The sequence below is a fragment of the Bradyrhizobium sp. BRP56 genome, assembly GCF_020194035.1.
GTDB lineage: Bacteria > Pseudomonadota > Alphaproteobacteria > Rhizobiales > Xanthobacteraceae > Bradyrhizobium > Bradyrhizobium australafricanum.
Genome location: NZ_JADYVV010000048.1, coordinates 36,950 through 50,202, shown reverse-complemented (window position 1 = coordinate 50,202; position 13,253 = coordinate 36,950). Strand labels below are relative to the sequence as shown.

Sequence of the window (13,253 nt, the reverse complement as noted above, 5' to 3'; positions counted from 1 at the left end):
GACGAGGCGCGACATGATCATCAGCGGCGAAAGACAGATCAGCTACGGCGACATTCACGCCCGCATCGCGCGGGCGGCCAGCGGCTTCCGGGCGCTCGGCGTGCAGGGCGGCAAGCCGGTCGGCATGATGCTGCGCAACGATTTCGCGCTGTTCGAGGTGGTCGCGGCTTCGGCCGCGCTCGGCAGCCCGGTGGTGCCGATCAACTGGCATCTGAAGGCCGACGAGGTCGCCTACATCCTGTCCGACAGCGGCGCCGATACGCTGGTCTGCCACGCCGATCTGCTGCCGCAGATCCGCGACGGGCTGCCGCCGGCAATCAAGCTGCTCGTGGTGACGACGCCGCCGGAGATCGCCGCGGCCTATGGCGTGGCGCCGGCGCTCACCCGCGTGCCCGACGGCATGACCGACTGGGACGTCTGGCGGGAGACGCACCAACCACTGACCGACGCACCGATCGGCGCGGCGCCGATGTTCTACACCTCGGGCACCACCGGACTGCCGAAGGGCGTCAAGCGCAAGCCGATGCGACCCGAGCAGCAGGCGGCAGCCGCGCGGGTCGGTGCCATCACCTACGGCGTCGAGCCGAACGAGGATCAGGTGATCCTGATGAACGGCCCGATGTATCATTCGGCGCCGCACTCCTACGGGATGCTCGCGTTCCGCAACGGCTGCGTGATCGTGCTCGAGCCGCGCTTCGATCCGGAGGATCTGCTGCAACTGATCGAGCGCCACCATGTCACCCACATGCATATGGTGCCGACGATGTTCGTGCGGCTGCTGCGCCTGCCCGAGGAGACGCGGCGCCGCTACGACCTGTCGTCGCTGCGCTTCATCGTCCACGGCGCGGCGCCCTGCCCCGTCGACGTCAAGCGCGCGATGATCGAGTGGTGGGGGCCGGTCATCAACGAATATCTGGCTCGACCGAGACCGGCATCCCGGTCTGGCATTCGTCAGCCGAAGCGCTGGCCAAGCCCGGCACCGTCGGCCGCGCGATCGAAGGCGGCATCGTCAAGACCTTCCGGCCCGACGGGACGCAATGCGACGTCGGCGAGCCCGGCGAGATCTTCATGCGTCAGACGTTGATCTCGGACTTCGACTATCACGGCAACGCCAAGGCGCGCGCCGAGGCCGATCACGACGGCCTGATCAGCGTCGGCGATGTCGGCTATCTCGACGCGGACGGCTATCTGTTCCTGTGCGACCGCAAGCGCGACATGGTGATCTCGGGCGGCGTCAACATCTATCCCGCCGAGATCGAGAATGCCCTGATCGGCATGGCAGGCGTCCGCGACTGCGCGGTGTTCGGCGTCCCCGACGACGAGTACGGCGAGCGGCTGTTCGCCTGCGTCGAGCCGGAAGCAGGCAGCACGCTTTCGGTTGCGGCGATCCAGGATTTCCTGCGCGACAAGCTCGCCAATTTCAAGGTACCGAAGGAGATCCGCTTCATGGAAGCGCTGCCGCGGGAAGCCACCGGCAAGATCTTCAAGCGCAAGCTGCGCGACCTCTACCGCGAAGGACAGCTCGGCTGAGCGATGTGACGGCGAAGCGAACGGCGTTTGAAACTTAGTTGCTGTTGCAAGAGGCCGGCGATCGACGCAACGATGCCGGTGCACCAAACGCCCGGATCATCCGCCATGAACTCGACCGACTTCATCGTCATCCGCAACGATCTGCAGCAATGCAAGGTGATCGAGACGCAGTTGCCCGACGGCGCGGCGCTGCCGGCCGATGCGCTGCTGGTGAAGGTGACCCGCTTCGCCTTCACCGCCAACAACATCACCTATGCCGTGATCGGCGAGCAGCTGAAATACTGGCAGCTGTTCCCGGCGCCCGAAGGCTACGGCATCATCCCGGTGTGGGGCTTCGGCGAGGCGCTGGTGTCGAAACATCCGATGATCGCAGCCGGCGAAACGCTGTTCGGCTATTTCCCGATGGCGACCCATCTGGTGATCGAGGCTACCGACGTCAGCAAGCGCGGCCTGCGCGACGGCGCCGCGCACCGGCAGGAGGTCTCGCCGGTCTACAACGCTTACGCCCGCGTCTCCGGCGATCCGACCTATGCGCGCCAGCAGGGCGATTTCCGCGCGCTGATGCTGCCGCTGTTCATGCTGTCGTTCCTGGTCGACGACTTCCTGGCCGAGAATGCGTTCTACGGCGCACGCCGCGTCATCCTGTCGTCGGCCTCGAGCAAGACCGCGTTCGGGCTCGCCCATCTCGTGCACAAGCGGGGTATCCCGGTGATCGGGCTGACCTCCAGGGGCAATGTCGATTTCGTCAGCTCGCTCGGCTGCTACGACGAGGTCGTCACTTATGATCAGGTCACTGCTATGCCGTCGGCCGAGCCGACGGCCTATGTCGACATGGCCGGCAACAGTGCGCTCCGCGAGGCCCTGCACCGGCACTTCGGCGCGCAGATGGTCTATTCCGGCCGGGTCGGGCTGACGCATCGCGCCAGCGAGGCGGAGGAGCCCACGCTGCCCGGCGCCAAGCCGGTATGGTTCTTCGCCCCGGACCAGATCCGCAAGCGCGCCAAGGAATGGGACCGGGCGGCATCGACCAGCGTTTTGGCGCCGCCTGGGCCGAGCTCGTGCCGCATCTGCCGAAATGGCTTGATGTGGTCGAGCGGCGCGGCCCGGCCGCGGTGCGCGAGGCCTATCTCGATACCCTGCAAGGCCGCGTTCCGCCGGATCAAGGCCTGATCCTCTCGCTGGCCGAATAGGCGCTATCCCGTCGCGCCCTTTCTGCGTGCCTTCGAATAGGTATAGGCTTTGCGGAAAGGGAACGCCGCCAAGAAAACGTCAGCAAGGCGGCCGATGACGAGAAACGCTCAATGCTCGACAAGACGGACGATATTTCGGTCGCCGCCGACAATTGGCTTGTGCAGTTCGAAGATGCGCTGGCCAGCCCCGACGATGTGCTGCTGAAGCCGCTGTTCCATCCCGACAGCTACTGGCGCGACGTGCTGGCGCTGAGCTGGAACATCCAGACCGTCAATCGGGCCTTCGCAATCATCGAGGAGCTGCCGGCGCATGCGCGCCGCAGCGCGCCACATGACTTCCGCATCGATGCCGAGCGCGCGGCGCCGCGCCGGGTGACGCGCGCCGGTACCCATGCGATCGAGGCAATCTTCAAATTCGAGACGGCGGTTGGCCGCGGCCACGGCATCGTGCGGCTGGTCCCCGATGCCGCCGACGACGATCGCCTGAAGGCCTGGACCTTGCTGACGGCGCTCGAGGAGCTGAAGGGTCTTGAGGAGCAGCAGGGCCACACCAGGCCGCGCGGGCAGTCCTATTCGCGCGACTTCCGCGGCCCCAACTGGCTCGACCTGCGCAAGGCATCCGCCGAATATGCCGACCGCAACCCTGATGTGCTGGTGGTCGGCGGCGGACAGGCCGGGCTTGCGATCGCCGCGCGGCTGCAGCAGCTCAAGATCGACGCGCTGATCGTCGACCGCGAGGCGCGCGTCGGCGACAACTGGCGCAAGCGCTATCACGCGCTGACCCTGCACAACCAGGTACAGGTCAATCATTTGCCCTACATGCCATTCCCGCCGAACTGGCCGACCTACATCCCGAAGGACAAGCTCGCCAACTGGTTCGAATCCTATGTTGATGCGATGGAGCTGAACTTCTGGACCGGCACGGAATTTGTCGGCGGCAGCTATGACGACGCAACGGGGCGTTGGACCGTCGAGTTGCGCTGCGCCGACGGCACGACCCGCAAGATGCAGCCGCGCCATGTCGTGATGGCAACCGGCGTCAGCGGCATCCCCAATCTGCCCGATATCCCGGGTTTGAAAGATTTTGGCGGCAAGGTGATGCATTCCAGCCGCTACGAGGACGGCGAGAACTGGACCGGCAAGCGCGCGCTGGTGATCGGTACCGGCAACAGCGGCCACGACATCGCGCAGGACCTTCATTCCTCGGGCGCCGAGGTCACGCTGGTGCAGCGCTCCTCGACGCTGATCACCAATATCGAGCCGTCGGCGCAGCTGGCCTATGCCGCCTACAATGAAGGTACGCTCGAGGACAATGATCTGATTGCAACCTCGATGCCGCTCGCGCTCGCCAAACACAGCCATGTGCTGATGACCGAGCAGTCGAAAGAGCTCGACAAGCCGCTGCTCGACGGCCTCGCGCGCAAAGGCTTCAAGCTTGATTTCGGCGATGGCGGCACCGGCTGGCAGTTCAAATACCTGACCCGCGGCGGCGGCTATTACTTCAATGTCGGCTGCTCCGATCTGGTCGCGAGCGGCGCGGTCGCCCTGCAGCAATTCACCGACATCGACACCTTGGTCAGCGAGGGCGCGCGGTTGAAGAACGGCGAGACGGTTGAGGCCGACCTGATCGTGCTCGCGACCGGCTACCGGCCGCAGGAAGAGCTGGTGAAGAAGCTGTTCGGCGAGGCCATGGCCGCGCGTGTCGGCCCGATCTGGGGCTTTGGCGACGGCCAGGAGCTGCGCAACATGTACACCCGCACGCCGCAGCCCGGCCTCTGGTTCATCGCCGGCAGCCTCGCGCAATGCCGGATCAACTCGCGCTATCTCGCATTGCAGATCAAGGCGATCGAGGAAGGCCTGTTGCCGCGCGACGTCGGGCCACAGGCGGATTTTTCGTAGAAACCTGCCGTCGTTCCGGGATGCGCGAAGCGCAGACCCGGAACCTCGAGATTTCGGGTTCGATGCTGCGCATCGCTCCGGAATGACGATCTTGGGGAGACATCTTATGCCAACCACCCTCGGCACCGGCGAACACCGCTATCGCGTGGTGGAGAACTTCGCAAAACTCCCCGACGGCTGGAGCCTGACCGATGTTGCCTCCGTCGCGGTCGACAGCAAGGACCGCGTCTACGTTTTCAACCGCGGCGACCATCCGATGGTGGTGCTCGACCGCGAGGGGAATTTCATGAAGAGCTGGGGCGAAGGCCTGTTCTCGCGTGCCCACGGCCTGCATATCGACGCCGACGACAATCTCTATTGCACCGATGACGGCGACCACACCGTGCGCAAATACTCGACCGACGGCAAGGTGCTGCTGACGATCGGCATCCCGAACAAGCCGGCGCCGTTCATGAGCGGCGAGCCGTTCCACCGCTGCACCCATACCGCGCTGTCGCCGAAGGGCGAGATCTATGTCTCCGATGGCTACGGCAATGCCTGCGTCCACAAATACACGCCGGATGGCAAGCTGATCAAAACCTGGGGCGAGCCCGGCACCGACCCCGGCCAGTTCAACATCGTGCACAACATCGCGACCGACGCCGATGGCTGGGTCTATGTCGCCGACCGCGAGAACCACCGCGTCCAGGTGTTCGACGGCAACGGTAAATACGAGACGCAGTGGAACAACCTGCACCGGCCCTGCGCGCTGTGCTGCTGCGGCGGCGGCAAGCAGCCGAACTTCGTGATCGGCGAGCTCGGCCCCGGCATGGCGGTGAATCGCAAGGTGCCCAATCTCGGCCCGAGGCTGTCGATCGTGGATCACACCGGTCAGCGCATCGCGCGCCTCGGCGGCGAGCAAGGCCCCGGCGTCGAGACCGGCAAATTCCTGGCGCCGCACGGCATCGCGCTGGATTCCCGCGGCGACATCTATGTCGGCGAGGTCGGCGTCACCGACTGGAAGACCAGCTTTCCCGACACCGAGATGCCAGCCGCGGTGCGTGTGACGCGATGTTTGCAGAAGCTGGAGCGGATTCGGACCTGAACTCCGCTCCATCACCGTCACCCTGAGGAGCGCGCATCGCGCGCGTCTCGAAGGGTCGACGGCCCGGCCGGTGGCCGTGCATCCTTCGAGACGCCGCTTCGCGGCTTCCCCAGCGACAAAGGCGAAGCCTTTGCGCGGGGATGACGGGTCAGGCAGCGCCGCGACTGAGATCAATCCCGCTTGATGCCCGACGCCGTGGCCTCACTCCCGCAATCAAATCTCGCCGATCACCTCGCGGCGGCGCTGCTCGGATTCTTCCGCATAGCGCCGCATGGCGTGCGCTTCGGTGAGCAGGCCGATCGGCCGGCGGTCGCCGTCGCCTTCGACCACGGCGAGCGATTCCGCTTCGGCCGCGTCGAACACCGCGATCGCCTCCTGCACGTTCATGCCGGGATGCAGCACCACGTCGGCGTAACGCAAGATGGCAGCAAGCCCCTTGTCGGCCTCGAGATCCGGCGCGTGCGCTTCGGCGACCAGCGCAAGCCCGGCGTAATGCCCCTCGCCGTCGACCGCGACGACCTGGGTCTTCGAGCCCGGGGGGAATTCCTCGCGGAACGCTTCGATCGGCATCGCGGCGTTCACCGTCGTCATGTCCTGCCGCATCATCTTGCCGACCGTGAGATCGCGGATCCAGCCGATATCGGCGGCGCTGCGGATGGTCTCGCCGCGCAGATGCAAACGCCAGGTCGCGAACGAGTAGCCGAACAGCTCGCGCGTGATCGTGGTCGAGATGATGACCGCGACCAGCACCGCGGTGGTGAGCCAGAGGTTGCCGGTGGATTCCAGCGCGATGAACGACATCGTGAGCGGGCCGCCGATCACCGAGGCCGACAGCGCGCTCATGCCGATCACCGCATAGGCATTGGGGTCGAGGTTCAGCCCCGGCCACGCGATGTCGACGCCGGCGGCGAACAGCCGGCCGCCGAGCGCGCCCATGAACAGCGTGGCGAAGAACAATCCCCCGCGGAAGCCCGAGCCGAGCGAAACGATCGACGCAACCGCCTTCAGCGCGAACACGCCGGCGATGAAGGCAAGCGGCATCGCCACGATGCCGGCAAAGCGCAGCGCGCCGTGGCCCGACGACATCACCTGCGGTGTCAAAAGGGCCATCGCGCCGACTGCAAGCCCGCCGAGCGCCGGCCGCAGCGGCGGCCAGAGCCGGCTCTTGGTCAGCAGCGCCTCGCACAGCGTCACCCCGCGCATGATCGCAATGCCGGTCAGGGCCGCGACCATGCCGAGCAGCGCGGCAATCGCAAGATCCCGCCCGAGCACATCGCCGACGGTTCCGACGCCGACGCCGAGCGGCAGCGGCTCGAAGGCATGAGCGACGAAGTAGCCGGTCACCGCCGCCACGCCGACCGGGGTCAGGCTGGCCGGCGTATAGCCGCCGATCACAAGTTCGAAAGCGTAGAACGCGCCCGCAAGCGGCGCGCTGAAGGCGCCGGCGATCGCCGCCGCCGCGCCGCAGCCCACCATGATTCGCTGGTCGTTGCGGCGGAGGTGAAAGCCGCGCCCGAGCGAGGCGGCGAGGCCGCTGGAGAGCTGGGTGTAGCCGGCCTCGAGCCCGACCGAGCCACCGACGCCGCTTGACCAGATCGTCTGCAGCGACACGATCACGCTGCCGCGGAACGACATCCGCCCGCCATAAAGCGCGTTGGCCTCGATCGGGTCGATTTCGCGGGCCGGCCGGACCCGGAGCAACAGAAGGAACGCAAATCCCAGCAACAGGCCGCCGATCGTGGGAACCACGAGCGCGCGCACGGGATCAATGCTGGGCTGGCTCGACAACCGGTCGCCGAGCGGCAGATTGAACAGCACCGAATGCAGCACCGTGACGAGGCTGCTCATGACCGCCACCACGAGGCCGCCAATGGCGCCGATCAGCACCGCCAGCACCACAAGGCTCGTCTCGTGCGCGCGCACGAACGCGCGCAACCGGCGCGGCGCCTCGAGATAGCTTGAGGTCGTGGTCATCGGCAGGGTCCGTCACTGGCCGACAGGGCCTTGCGGCTCCCTTTACGGGCCTCGCGGGCGGGAGGCAATCGGGGCAGGAACATGGCAGGGCGCGGCGGATAAGCCGCTCATTGCTCTTCACAATCCCGTCACGCTGCCTGTAGTATGTGAGTGCATGCTGCTTCGCAGCTAATGGGAGTCAGGAGCGTTATTTGAACGCACATGTCTCGCAAGGCGGTTGGCCGGTGCTGGTCTTGAATGCGGACTTCCGGCCGCTGAGTTATTACCCGCTGTCGCTCTGGTCCTGGCAGGACGCGATCAAGGCGGTGTTCCTCGATCGTGTCAACATCGTCGAATATTACGACCGGGCGGTACGAAGTCCTTCCTTCGAAATCCAGCTGCCGAGCGTCGTATCCCTCAAGTCCTTCGTCAAGCCGACCACCCACCCCGCCTTCACCCGGTTCAACGTTTTCCTGCGCGACCGATTCAGCTGCCAGTATTGCCTGTCGGGCGACGATCTCACCTTCGATCACATCATTCCGCGCAGCAAGGGTGGCCAGACCACCTGGGAAAACGTCGTCGCCGCCTGCTCGCCCTGCAATTTGCGCAAGGGCAATCTGACGCCGCAGCAGGCCAGGATGTTTCCGAAGCAGACGCCCTACGCCCCGACCGTGCATCAGCTGCATCGCAACGGCCGGCTGTTTCCGCCGAACTATCTGCACGAGAGCTGGCTCGATTATCTCTACTGGGATACTGAGCTCGATCCGTAGAGCGCGCTGGCGCGCGCCGTCCTCACACCGAATGCAAGCCGTACTGCTGTGATCTGGATCAGGCGGGTCGCTTGGTGAGGCCCGCTTCCCCCTCCTCGCGTCCGGGAACGCTGACGTGAACCTCGTGCCCCATCCTGATCGCCAGTGCCGCGGCGGCCGCCGCCGATTCGAATGCAGCTTCCTTGGTGGCGTATCCGCCGTTGAGATTGCCGTCGTGCAGGACGCCCCATTCCTCACCGGACGCAATCACCGCATATTGAGCCAATCCCATCGTCTCCTCCTTGCGCCAGCGGCGCTGCGTCAGGTCTCGTCCCGCTTGTATCTGTCGCGGACGACCTCCTCGCCGGCCTGCACCGCATGCCTGCTGCGAAAATGGTGTTGAAGCACGCCGAAGATCAAAGCAGTCAGCAGCACGAGCGCTCCGATGCCGTAGATGATTTCAAGGCCCATATCCATTCAGTCTCTCCAAGCCTTGTTCTCAAAGCCTTGCTCTTAAAGCCTTGCTCTCTTGCCGCCCGCCGGGGCGGCATCGTTCAACCGCTCTTCGCGGCGCTGTCGATGCTTTCGCGGTGAATTTCGCGCGCGTCGCTGCCGATCACCGAGATGAAGTAGCCGCGTCCCAGATATTCCTGTCGGGTCTCGGCAAGGTCGATGGCGAGCCGCTTGGCGACGGCAATGGCTTCATCGCGGTCGGTAACCGGCTGACCGGTTGCATCGATCACACGCTCATCATTCACGATCGCGAAGTGAAAGGCGGACATTCACTATCTCCGCGCATCAATGCGTGTTCGATTCTTGCCACTTTTCCAGGTCCGGCTGCTCGTCTCCGGAGCGCTTCGCGTCTCCAGAGCGCTTCGCATCCCCAGAGCGCTGCTCCTTCTCCGGGTTTCCCTTCCACGGCTTGTCGGTTTGCGCGTGGGAACCCCAGTCGCTCGAGCGTCCGGAATCCTGCGTTACAGGCTTTCTGCTCATGACAATCTCCTCAAGGACAGAAGCATCTGTATCCCGATGTGTTCCTAACCGGCCGCGCTCAAGGTCCGCCCGCAACCGAGCATAACCAGCGCATCGAGGTCGATCCCGCAGCAGTATTGACGCTTCCTCACGCAGGATCGCATTCGCGTGATCGTCCGCGATGTTCGCAGTATATCATTGCATCCTAATAGTTCGCATCCTATCTAATTTGCATGCCGCCTTCGCAGCCCCATATCCACGCCGAGATCGGCCGCCTGGTGACCAGGCTGGCCCGGATCTGGCGTCGCGAGTCGGATCAGGCCTTGTCCGACCACGACCTGTCCTACGCGACGGCGATTCCGCTGCTGGTGTTGTCGCGCCAGGGGGAAAACGTCCGGCAAGGCGTGCTCGCGGATGAACTGGGAATCGAGGGGCCTTCACTGGTGCGGCTGATCGATCTGCTCCAGTCCGAAGGCCTGGTCGAGCGTCGCGAGGACCCGACCGACCGGCGCGCCAAGACGCTGCATCTCACCGCGGCCGGCGGAGCCAAGGTCGAGGAGATCAATCGGGTGCTGCGTCGCGTACGGGCCAGCCTGCTGAAGGATATCGGCAGCGCGGAACTTGCGGTAACCTTCGAGACGCTGCAGCTCATCGAGCAGCGGGCGAGCCGCCTGCAGGACGCCAGGACTGCGCCAGCCAGGACTGCTCCAGAGGCGAAATAGTCATGCGCGCGGAAGAGCCGTTCCTGGTCCGCCACGCGGATCTCATCTTCGCGTTGAAGACGTTCGCGGCGTCGATGCTGGCGCTTGTCATCGCCCTGGCGATCGATCTGCCGCGTCCCTATTGGGCGATGGCGACGGTCTACATCACCTCGCAGCCGCTGGCCGGCGCGACCAGCTCGAAGGCGTTCTTCCGCGTGATCGGTACGCTGGTCGGCGCGAGCGTCACGGTCGCCATGGTGCCGAACCTCGTCAACGCGCCGGAGCTGCTGTGCCTCGCGATCGCGCTCTGGGTCGGACTCTGCCTTTATCTGTCGCTGCTCGACGGCACGCCGCGCAGCTATGTCTTCATGCTGGGCGGATATACCGTCGCACTGATCGGCTTTCCGTCGGTGGCCGAGCCGGGCAGCATCTTCGATGTAGCGCTGGCACGGGTCGAGGAGATCTCGCTCGGCATCATCTGTGCGAGCCTGGTGTCGACGGTGGTGTTTCCCCGCAGCGTCGCGCCGGCGGTCGGCGGCCGCATCAGGAGCTGGCTGTCGGATGCGCGCCGTCTGTCACGCGACGTGCTGCTTGACCGTGGGACCGGCGAGACGCGCCGGGCCCAACGCCTCCGTCTTGCGACCGACATTGTCGAGATCGATACGCTGGCGACCCATGTCGCCTATGACCGGCTGGCCGACGCCGGCACCGTGCGTGGCCTCGGCGAGGTCCGGCTGCGCATGCTGATGCTGTTGCCGATCATCACGTCGATCGAAGACCGGCTTGCTGCACTTGGTGAGGCGGCGCTGCGACGGCAACCGGAGCTGCAACGCCTGATCGGCGATATCGCCGCATGGATCGTGGACGAGGACCGCCAGCGGCAATCCGGCGAGCAGATCCGCACTGCAATCGCCGAGCGGCAATCTGCGCTCGACGGCATCGCGCCGCGGGAGCGCATCATCACGATCAGCCTGCTGCTCCGGCTCCGCGAGCTTGTCGATATTTCGGCCGACTGCCGCGTGCTGGGCGATGCGATCACCGCGGGCCGGGATATTTCCAGCGTCCAGCTGGCGTTCCACCCCGAGTCGGGGGCCGCACCGGTCCGTCATCGCGACCACGGCATGGCGCTGTGGTCGGCCGTGGGCGCGGCGGTCGCCATCCTGATCTGCTGCGGCCTGTGGATTGCGACCGGCTGGGCCGATGGCGCCTCGGCGCCGATGATGGCCGCGGTCGCCTGCTCCTTCTTCGCCGCACAGGACGAGCCTGCGCGCAGCATCCGGGCCTTCGGCCTGTTTTCACTGTTCGCGATCGTCATCGTCGCGATCTACCAGTTCGCGCTGGTGCCGGGCATCTCCCATGTCGAGGTCCTGATCGCGGCGCTGGCGCCGACCTTCCTCCTGTACGGCTTTTTGATCGCACGACCCAAGACCGCGCCGATCGGCATGGCGCTCGCCGCCAACACCGCGACGCTGCTCGCGCTGCAATCGACCTACAGCGCGGATTTCGCCAGTTTCGCCAATACGTCGGTCGCCTTCTTCCTCGGTGTTGTCATCGCGGAGATCGTAACGCGGATCGCGCGCGGCGTCGGCGCCGAATGGATCGCCAAGCGGCTGATGACGTCGAGCTGGCAGACGCTCGCAGTCGCGGCCGAGCGGCGCGGCCACGGCGATCGCGCGCAGTTTGCCGGCCTGATGCTGCATCGGCTCGGCCTGTTGGTCCAGCGCATCGCCTTCATCTCTGAGAGCGACCGCCGCGATGCTGACAGCTTGGTCCAGCTCCGCATCGGGCTCAACATCATCGACCTCAGGCGGGCGCGCTACGGCCTCGCCGCAGTGACCGTGCGTGCCATCGACGATATGCTGGACGACCTCGCGGCGGCGTTCCGCGCCCGTGCGGACCAGGCAATGCCGGCCGAACTGGTGTCATGCATCGATACGGCGCTGACCGCGGTCGTCAAGGACCCGAATGAGCGCGCGCGGGACGATGCATTGCTCGGCCTCGTCGGCATCCGCCGCTGCCTGTTTCCGGATGCACCCGCGTATCGATCGCAGCCGAGGAGAGTTTCGCCGCATGAGATATGAGCTCGACATTTACGGCGTGCTCGTTCCGGCGCTGCTGCTGTGGCTCATCGTCGCCTATGCGCTGAGCGCAGTGGTGAGCCGGATCATGCAGCGCTTCGGATTCTACCGGCTGGTCTGGCATCGCGCGCTGTTCAATTTCGCCCTGTACGTATGCCTGCTCGGCGTCGTGGTTTATCTTTCGGAGTTTCTGCCATGAAAGCGAATTTCGCCTGGCTCGGCCGGGTTGCGCTGACCGCGGTCGCCGTCGTCGCCGCGCTCGCTGTCGCTCGCGCGCTCTGGGTCTACTATATGGAATCGCCATGGACCCGCGACGGCAGGGTCCGCGCCGACGTGATCCAGGTGGCCCCCGACGTCTCCGGCTTCGTCACCGACGTGCTGGTCAGGGACAATCAGCCGGTGCGTCGCGGCGACATCCTGTTCCGGATCGATCGCGCACGCTTTGCCCTGGCGCTGAAGCAGGCCGATGCTGCGGTCGCCGGCCATCGCGCGACGCTGGATCAGGCCGACGCCGACCTCAAGCGCTACAGCTCGCTGACCACCGATGCGGTGTCGCAGCAGAAGCAGGAGCAGGTTCTGGCGACCCAGCTGCAGGCCAAGGCGGCCTATGACCAGGCGGTCGCCGACCGCGCCGTCGCTCAGCTCAATCTGGATCGCAGCGAGGTGCACGCTTCGGTGAACGGCACCATCACCAATATGGACCTGCGGCCGGGCGCCTACGTCACCGCCGGCAAGGGCGTGATGGCGCTGGTCGACACCGACACGCTGCATGTGGAAGGCTATTTCGAGGAGACCAAGCTCGCGCGCATTCGCGTCGGCGACAAGGCGCAGATCCGGCTGATGGGCGAGCCGGTGCGGCTCACCGGACATGTCGAGAGCATTGCGGCCGGCATCGAGGATCGCGACCGCGCGGCCGGCGCGAGCCTGCTCGCAAACGTCAATCCGACCTTCAGCTGGGTTCGGCTCGCACAGCGCATCCCCGTGCGCATCGCGCTGGACCACCTGCCGGATCGCATCGCGCTGGTCGCCGGCCGTTCGGCGACGGTCGAGATCATGGACTAGCCGGCTGGCCGGGGCGCATCCGCGGCGATAGCATC

Annotated in this window: 12 protein-coding genes and 2 pseudogenes; 9 read left to right on the top strand and 5 right to left on the bottom strand. The window is 65.7% G+C overall.

The window, feature by feature from the left end; genetic code table 11:
- Positions 1-13: 13 nt before the first annotated feature.
- From I6F38_RS28870 to I6F38_RS28855, 4 genes and pseudogenes are all read left to right on the top strand, one after another.
- Positions 14-1,530 (top strand): annotated as a pseudogene (locus I6F38_RS28870) (acyl-CoA synthetase).
- Between the two features lie 105 nt (positions 1,531-1,635).
- Positions 1,636-2,720: pseudogene (locus tag I6F38_RS28865) on the top strand (DUF2855 family protein).
- A gap of 111 nt (positions 2,721-2,831) precedes the next feature.
- Positions 2,832-4,619: an NAD(P)/FAD-dependent oxidoreductase gene (locus I6F38_RS28860; RefSeq protein WP_225162763.1), complete on the top strand. Its 1,788-nt coding sequence runs from the start codon at positions 2,832-2,834 to the stop codon at positions 4,617-4,619.
- Between the two features lie 106 nt (positions 4,620-4,725).
- A complete protein-coding gene (locus I6F38_RS28855) occupies positions 4,726-5,703 on the top strand; it encodes a peptidyl-alpha-hydroxyglycine alpha-amidating lyase family protein (RefSeq protein ID WP_225162762.1) in 978 nt (325 codons plus the stop codon).
- Between the two features lie 213 nt (positions 5,704-5,916).
- On the opposite strand, the gene I6F38_RS28850 is transcribed toward I6F38_RS28855, so the two are convergent.
- Positions 5,917-7,677, bottom strand: a complete 1,761-nt coding sequence (locus I6F38_RS28850; protein ID WP_225162761.1) for a chloride channel protein — start codon at positions 7,675-7,677, stop codon at positions 5,917-5,919.
- A gap of 191 nt (positions 7,678-7,868) precedes the next feature.
- Here I6F38_RS28850 and I6F38_RS28845 point away from each other — a divergent pair, with 191 nt between their 5' ends.
- Positions 7,869-8,426, top strand: a complete 558-nt coding sequence (locus I6F38_RS28845) for an HNH endonuclease (RefSeq protein WP_168857820.1) — start codon at positions 7,869-7,871, stop codon at positions 8,424-8,426.
- A 58-nt stretch (positions 8,427-8,484) separates the two neighbouring features.
- Here I6F38_RS28845 and I6F38_RS28840 read toward each other — a convergent pair whose 3' ends face one another.
- The 4 genes from I6F38_RS28840 to I6F38_RS28825 all read right to left on the bottom strand — a co-directional run bounded on the left by I6F38_RS28840 (position 8,485) and on the right by I6F38_RS28825 (position 9,398).
- Positions 8,485-8,697, bottom strand: a complete 213-nt coding sequence (locus tag I6F38_RS28840; RefSeq protein WP_225162760.1) for a hypothetical protein — start codon at positions 8,695-8,697, stop codon at positions 8,485-8,487.
- 29 nt (positions 8,698-8,726) lie between these two features.
- Positions 8,727-8,882 (bottom strand): hypothetical protein, encoded by a 156-nt coding sequence (locus I6F38_RS28835; protein ID WP_225162759.1) that lies wholly within the window; start codon positions 8,880-8,882, stop codon positions 8,727-8,729.
- A 77-nt stretch (positions 8,883-8,959) separates the two neighbouring features.
- The gene (locus I6F38_RS28830) at positions 8,960-9,148 is read right to left on the bottom strand and encodes a hypothetical protein (RefSeq protein WP_176936771.1); all 189 of its coding nucleotides are present in this window, start codon (positions 9,146-9,148) and stop codon (positions 8,960-8,962) included.
- A gap of 55 nt (positions 9,149-9,203) precedes the next feature.
- Complete coding sequence (locus I6F38_RS28825) at positions 9,204-9,398, bottom strand: hypothetical protein (RefSeq protein ID WP_225162758.1); 195 nt, start codon at positions 9,396-9,398, stop codon at positions 9,204-9,206.
- Between the two features lie 212 nt (positions 9,399-9,610).
- On the opposite strand from I6F38_RS28825, the gene I6F38_RS28820 reads away from it, so the two are divergent.
- Genes I6F38_RS28820 through I6F38_RS28805 form a run of 4 tightly spaced genes read left to right on the top strand, consistent with a single transcriptional unit; the run spans position 9,611 to position 13,218 of the window.
- Positions 9,611-10,099, top strand: coding sequence for a MarR family transcriptional regulator (locus I6F38_RS28820; RefSeq protein ID WP_225162757.1), 489 nt, complete (start codon positions 9,611-9,613; stop codon positions 10,097-10,099).
- 2 nt (positions 10,100-10,101) lie between these two features.
- On the top strand, positions 10,102-12,159 hold the full coding sequence (locus I6F38_RS28815) for an FUSC family protein (protein WP_225162756.1): 2,058 nt from the start codon (positions 10,102-10,104) through the stop codon (positions 12,157-12,159).
- A complete protein-coding gene (locus tag I6F38_RS28810) occupies positions 12,149-12,355 on the top strand; it encodes a DUF1656 domain-containing protein (protein WP_028333641.1) in 207 nt (68 codons plus the stop codon). The genes I6F38_RS28815 and I6F38_RS28810 overlap by 11 nt, the downstream gene beginning before the upstream one ends.
- Positions 12,352-13,218 (top strand): HlyD family secretion protein, encoded by an 867-nt coding sequence (locus tag I6F38_RS28805; RefSeq protein WP_076827398.1) that lies wholly within the window; start codon positions 12,352-12,354, stop codon positions 13,216-13,218. The genes I6F38_RS28810 and I6F38_RS28805 overlap by 4 nt, the downstream gene beginning before the upstream one ends.
- Positions 13,219-13,253 lie beyond the last annotated feature (35 nt).

Bases quoted from the DNA above. Each gene is read 5' to 3' on its own strand.
- I6F38_RS28860 (WP_225162763.1), top strand. From the start codon at position 2,832: ATGCTCGACAAGACGGACGATATTTCGGTCGCCGCCGACAATTGGCTT.
- I6F38_RS28855 (WP_225162762.1), top strand. From the start codon at position 4,726: ATGCCAACCACCCTCGGCACCGGCGAACACCGCTATCGCGTGGTGGAG.
- I6F38_RS28850 (WP_225162761.1), bottom strand. From the start codon at position 7,677: ATGACCACGACCTCAAGCTATCTCGAGGCGCCGCGCCGGTTGCGCGCG.
- I6F38_RS28840 (WP_225162760.1), bottom strand. From the start codon at position 8,697: ATGGGATTGGCTCAATATGCGGTGATTGCGTCCGGTGAGGAATGGGGC.
- I6F38_RS28835 (WP_225162759.1), bottom strand. From the start codon at position 8,882: ATGGATATGGGCCTTGAAATCATCTACGGCATCGGAGCGCTCGTGCTG.
- I6F38_RS28825 (WP_225162758.1), bottom strand. From the start codon at position 9,398: ATGAGCAGAAAGCCTGTAACGCAGGATTCCGGACGCTCGAGCGACTGG.
- I6F38_RS28820 (WP_225162757.1), top strand. From the start codon at position 9,611: ATGCCGCCTTCGCAGCCCCATATCCACGCCGAGATCGGCCGCCTGGTG.
- I6F38_RS28815 (WP_225162756.1), top strand. From the start codon at position 10,102: ATGCGCGCGGAAGAGCCGTTCCTGGTCCGCCACGCGGATCTCATCTTC.
- I6F38_RS28810 (WP_028333641.1), top strand. From the start codon at position 12,149: ATGAGATATGAGCTCGACATTTACGGCGTGCTCGTTCCGGCGCTGCTG.
- I6F38_RS28805 (WP_076827398.1), top strand. From the start codon at position 12,352: ATGAAAGCGAATTTCGCCTGGCTCGGCCGGGTTGCGCTGACCGCGGTC.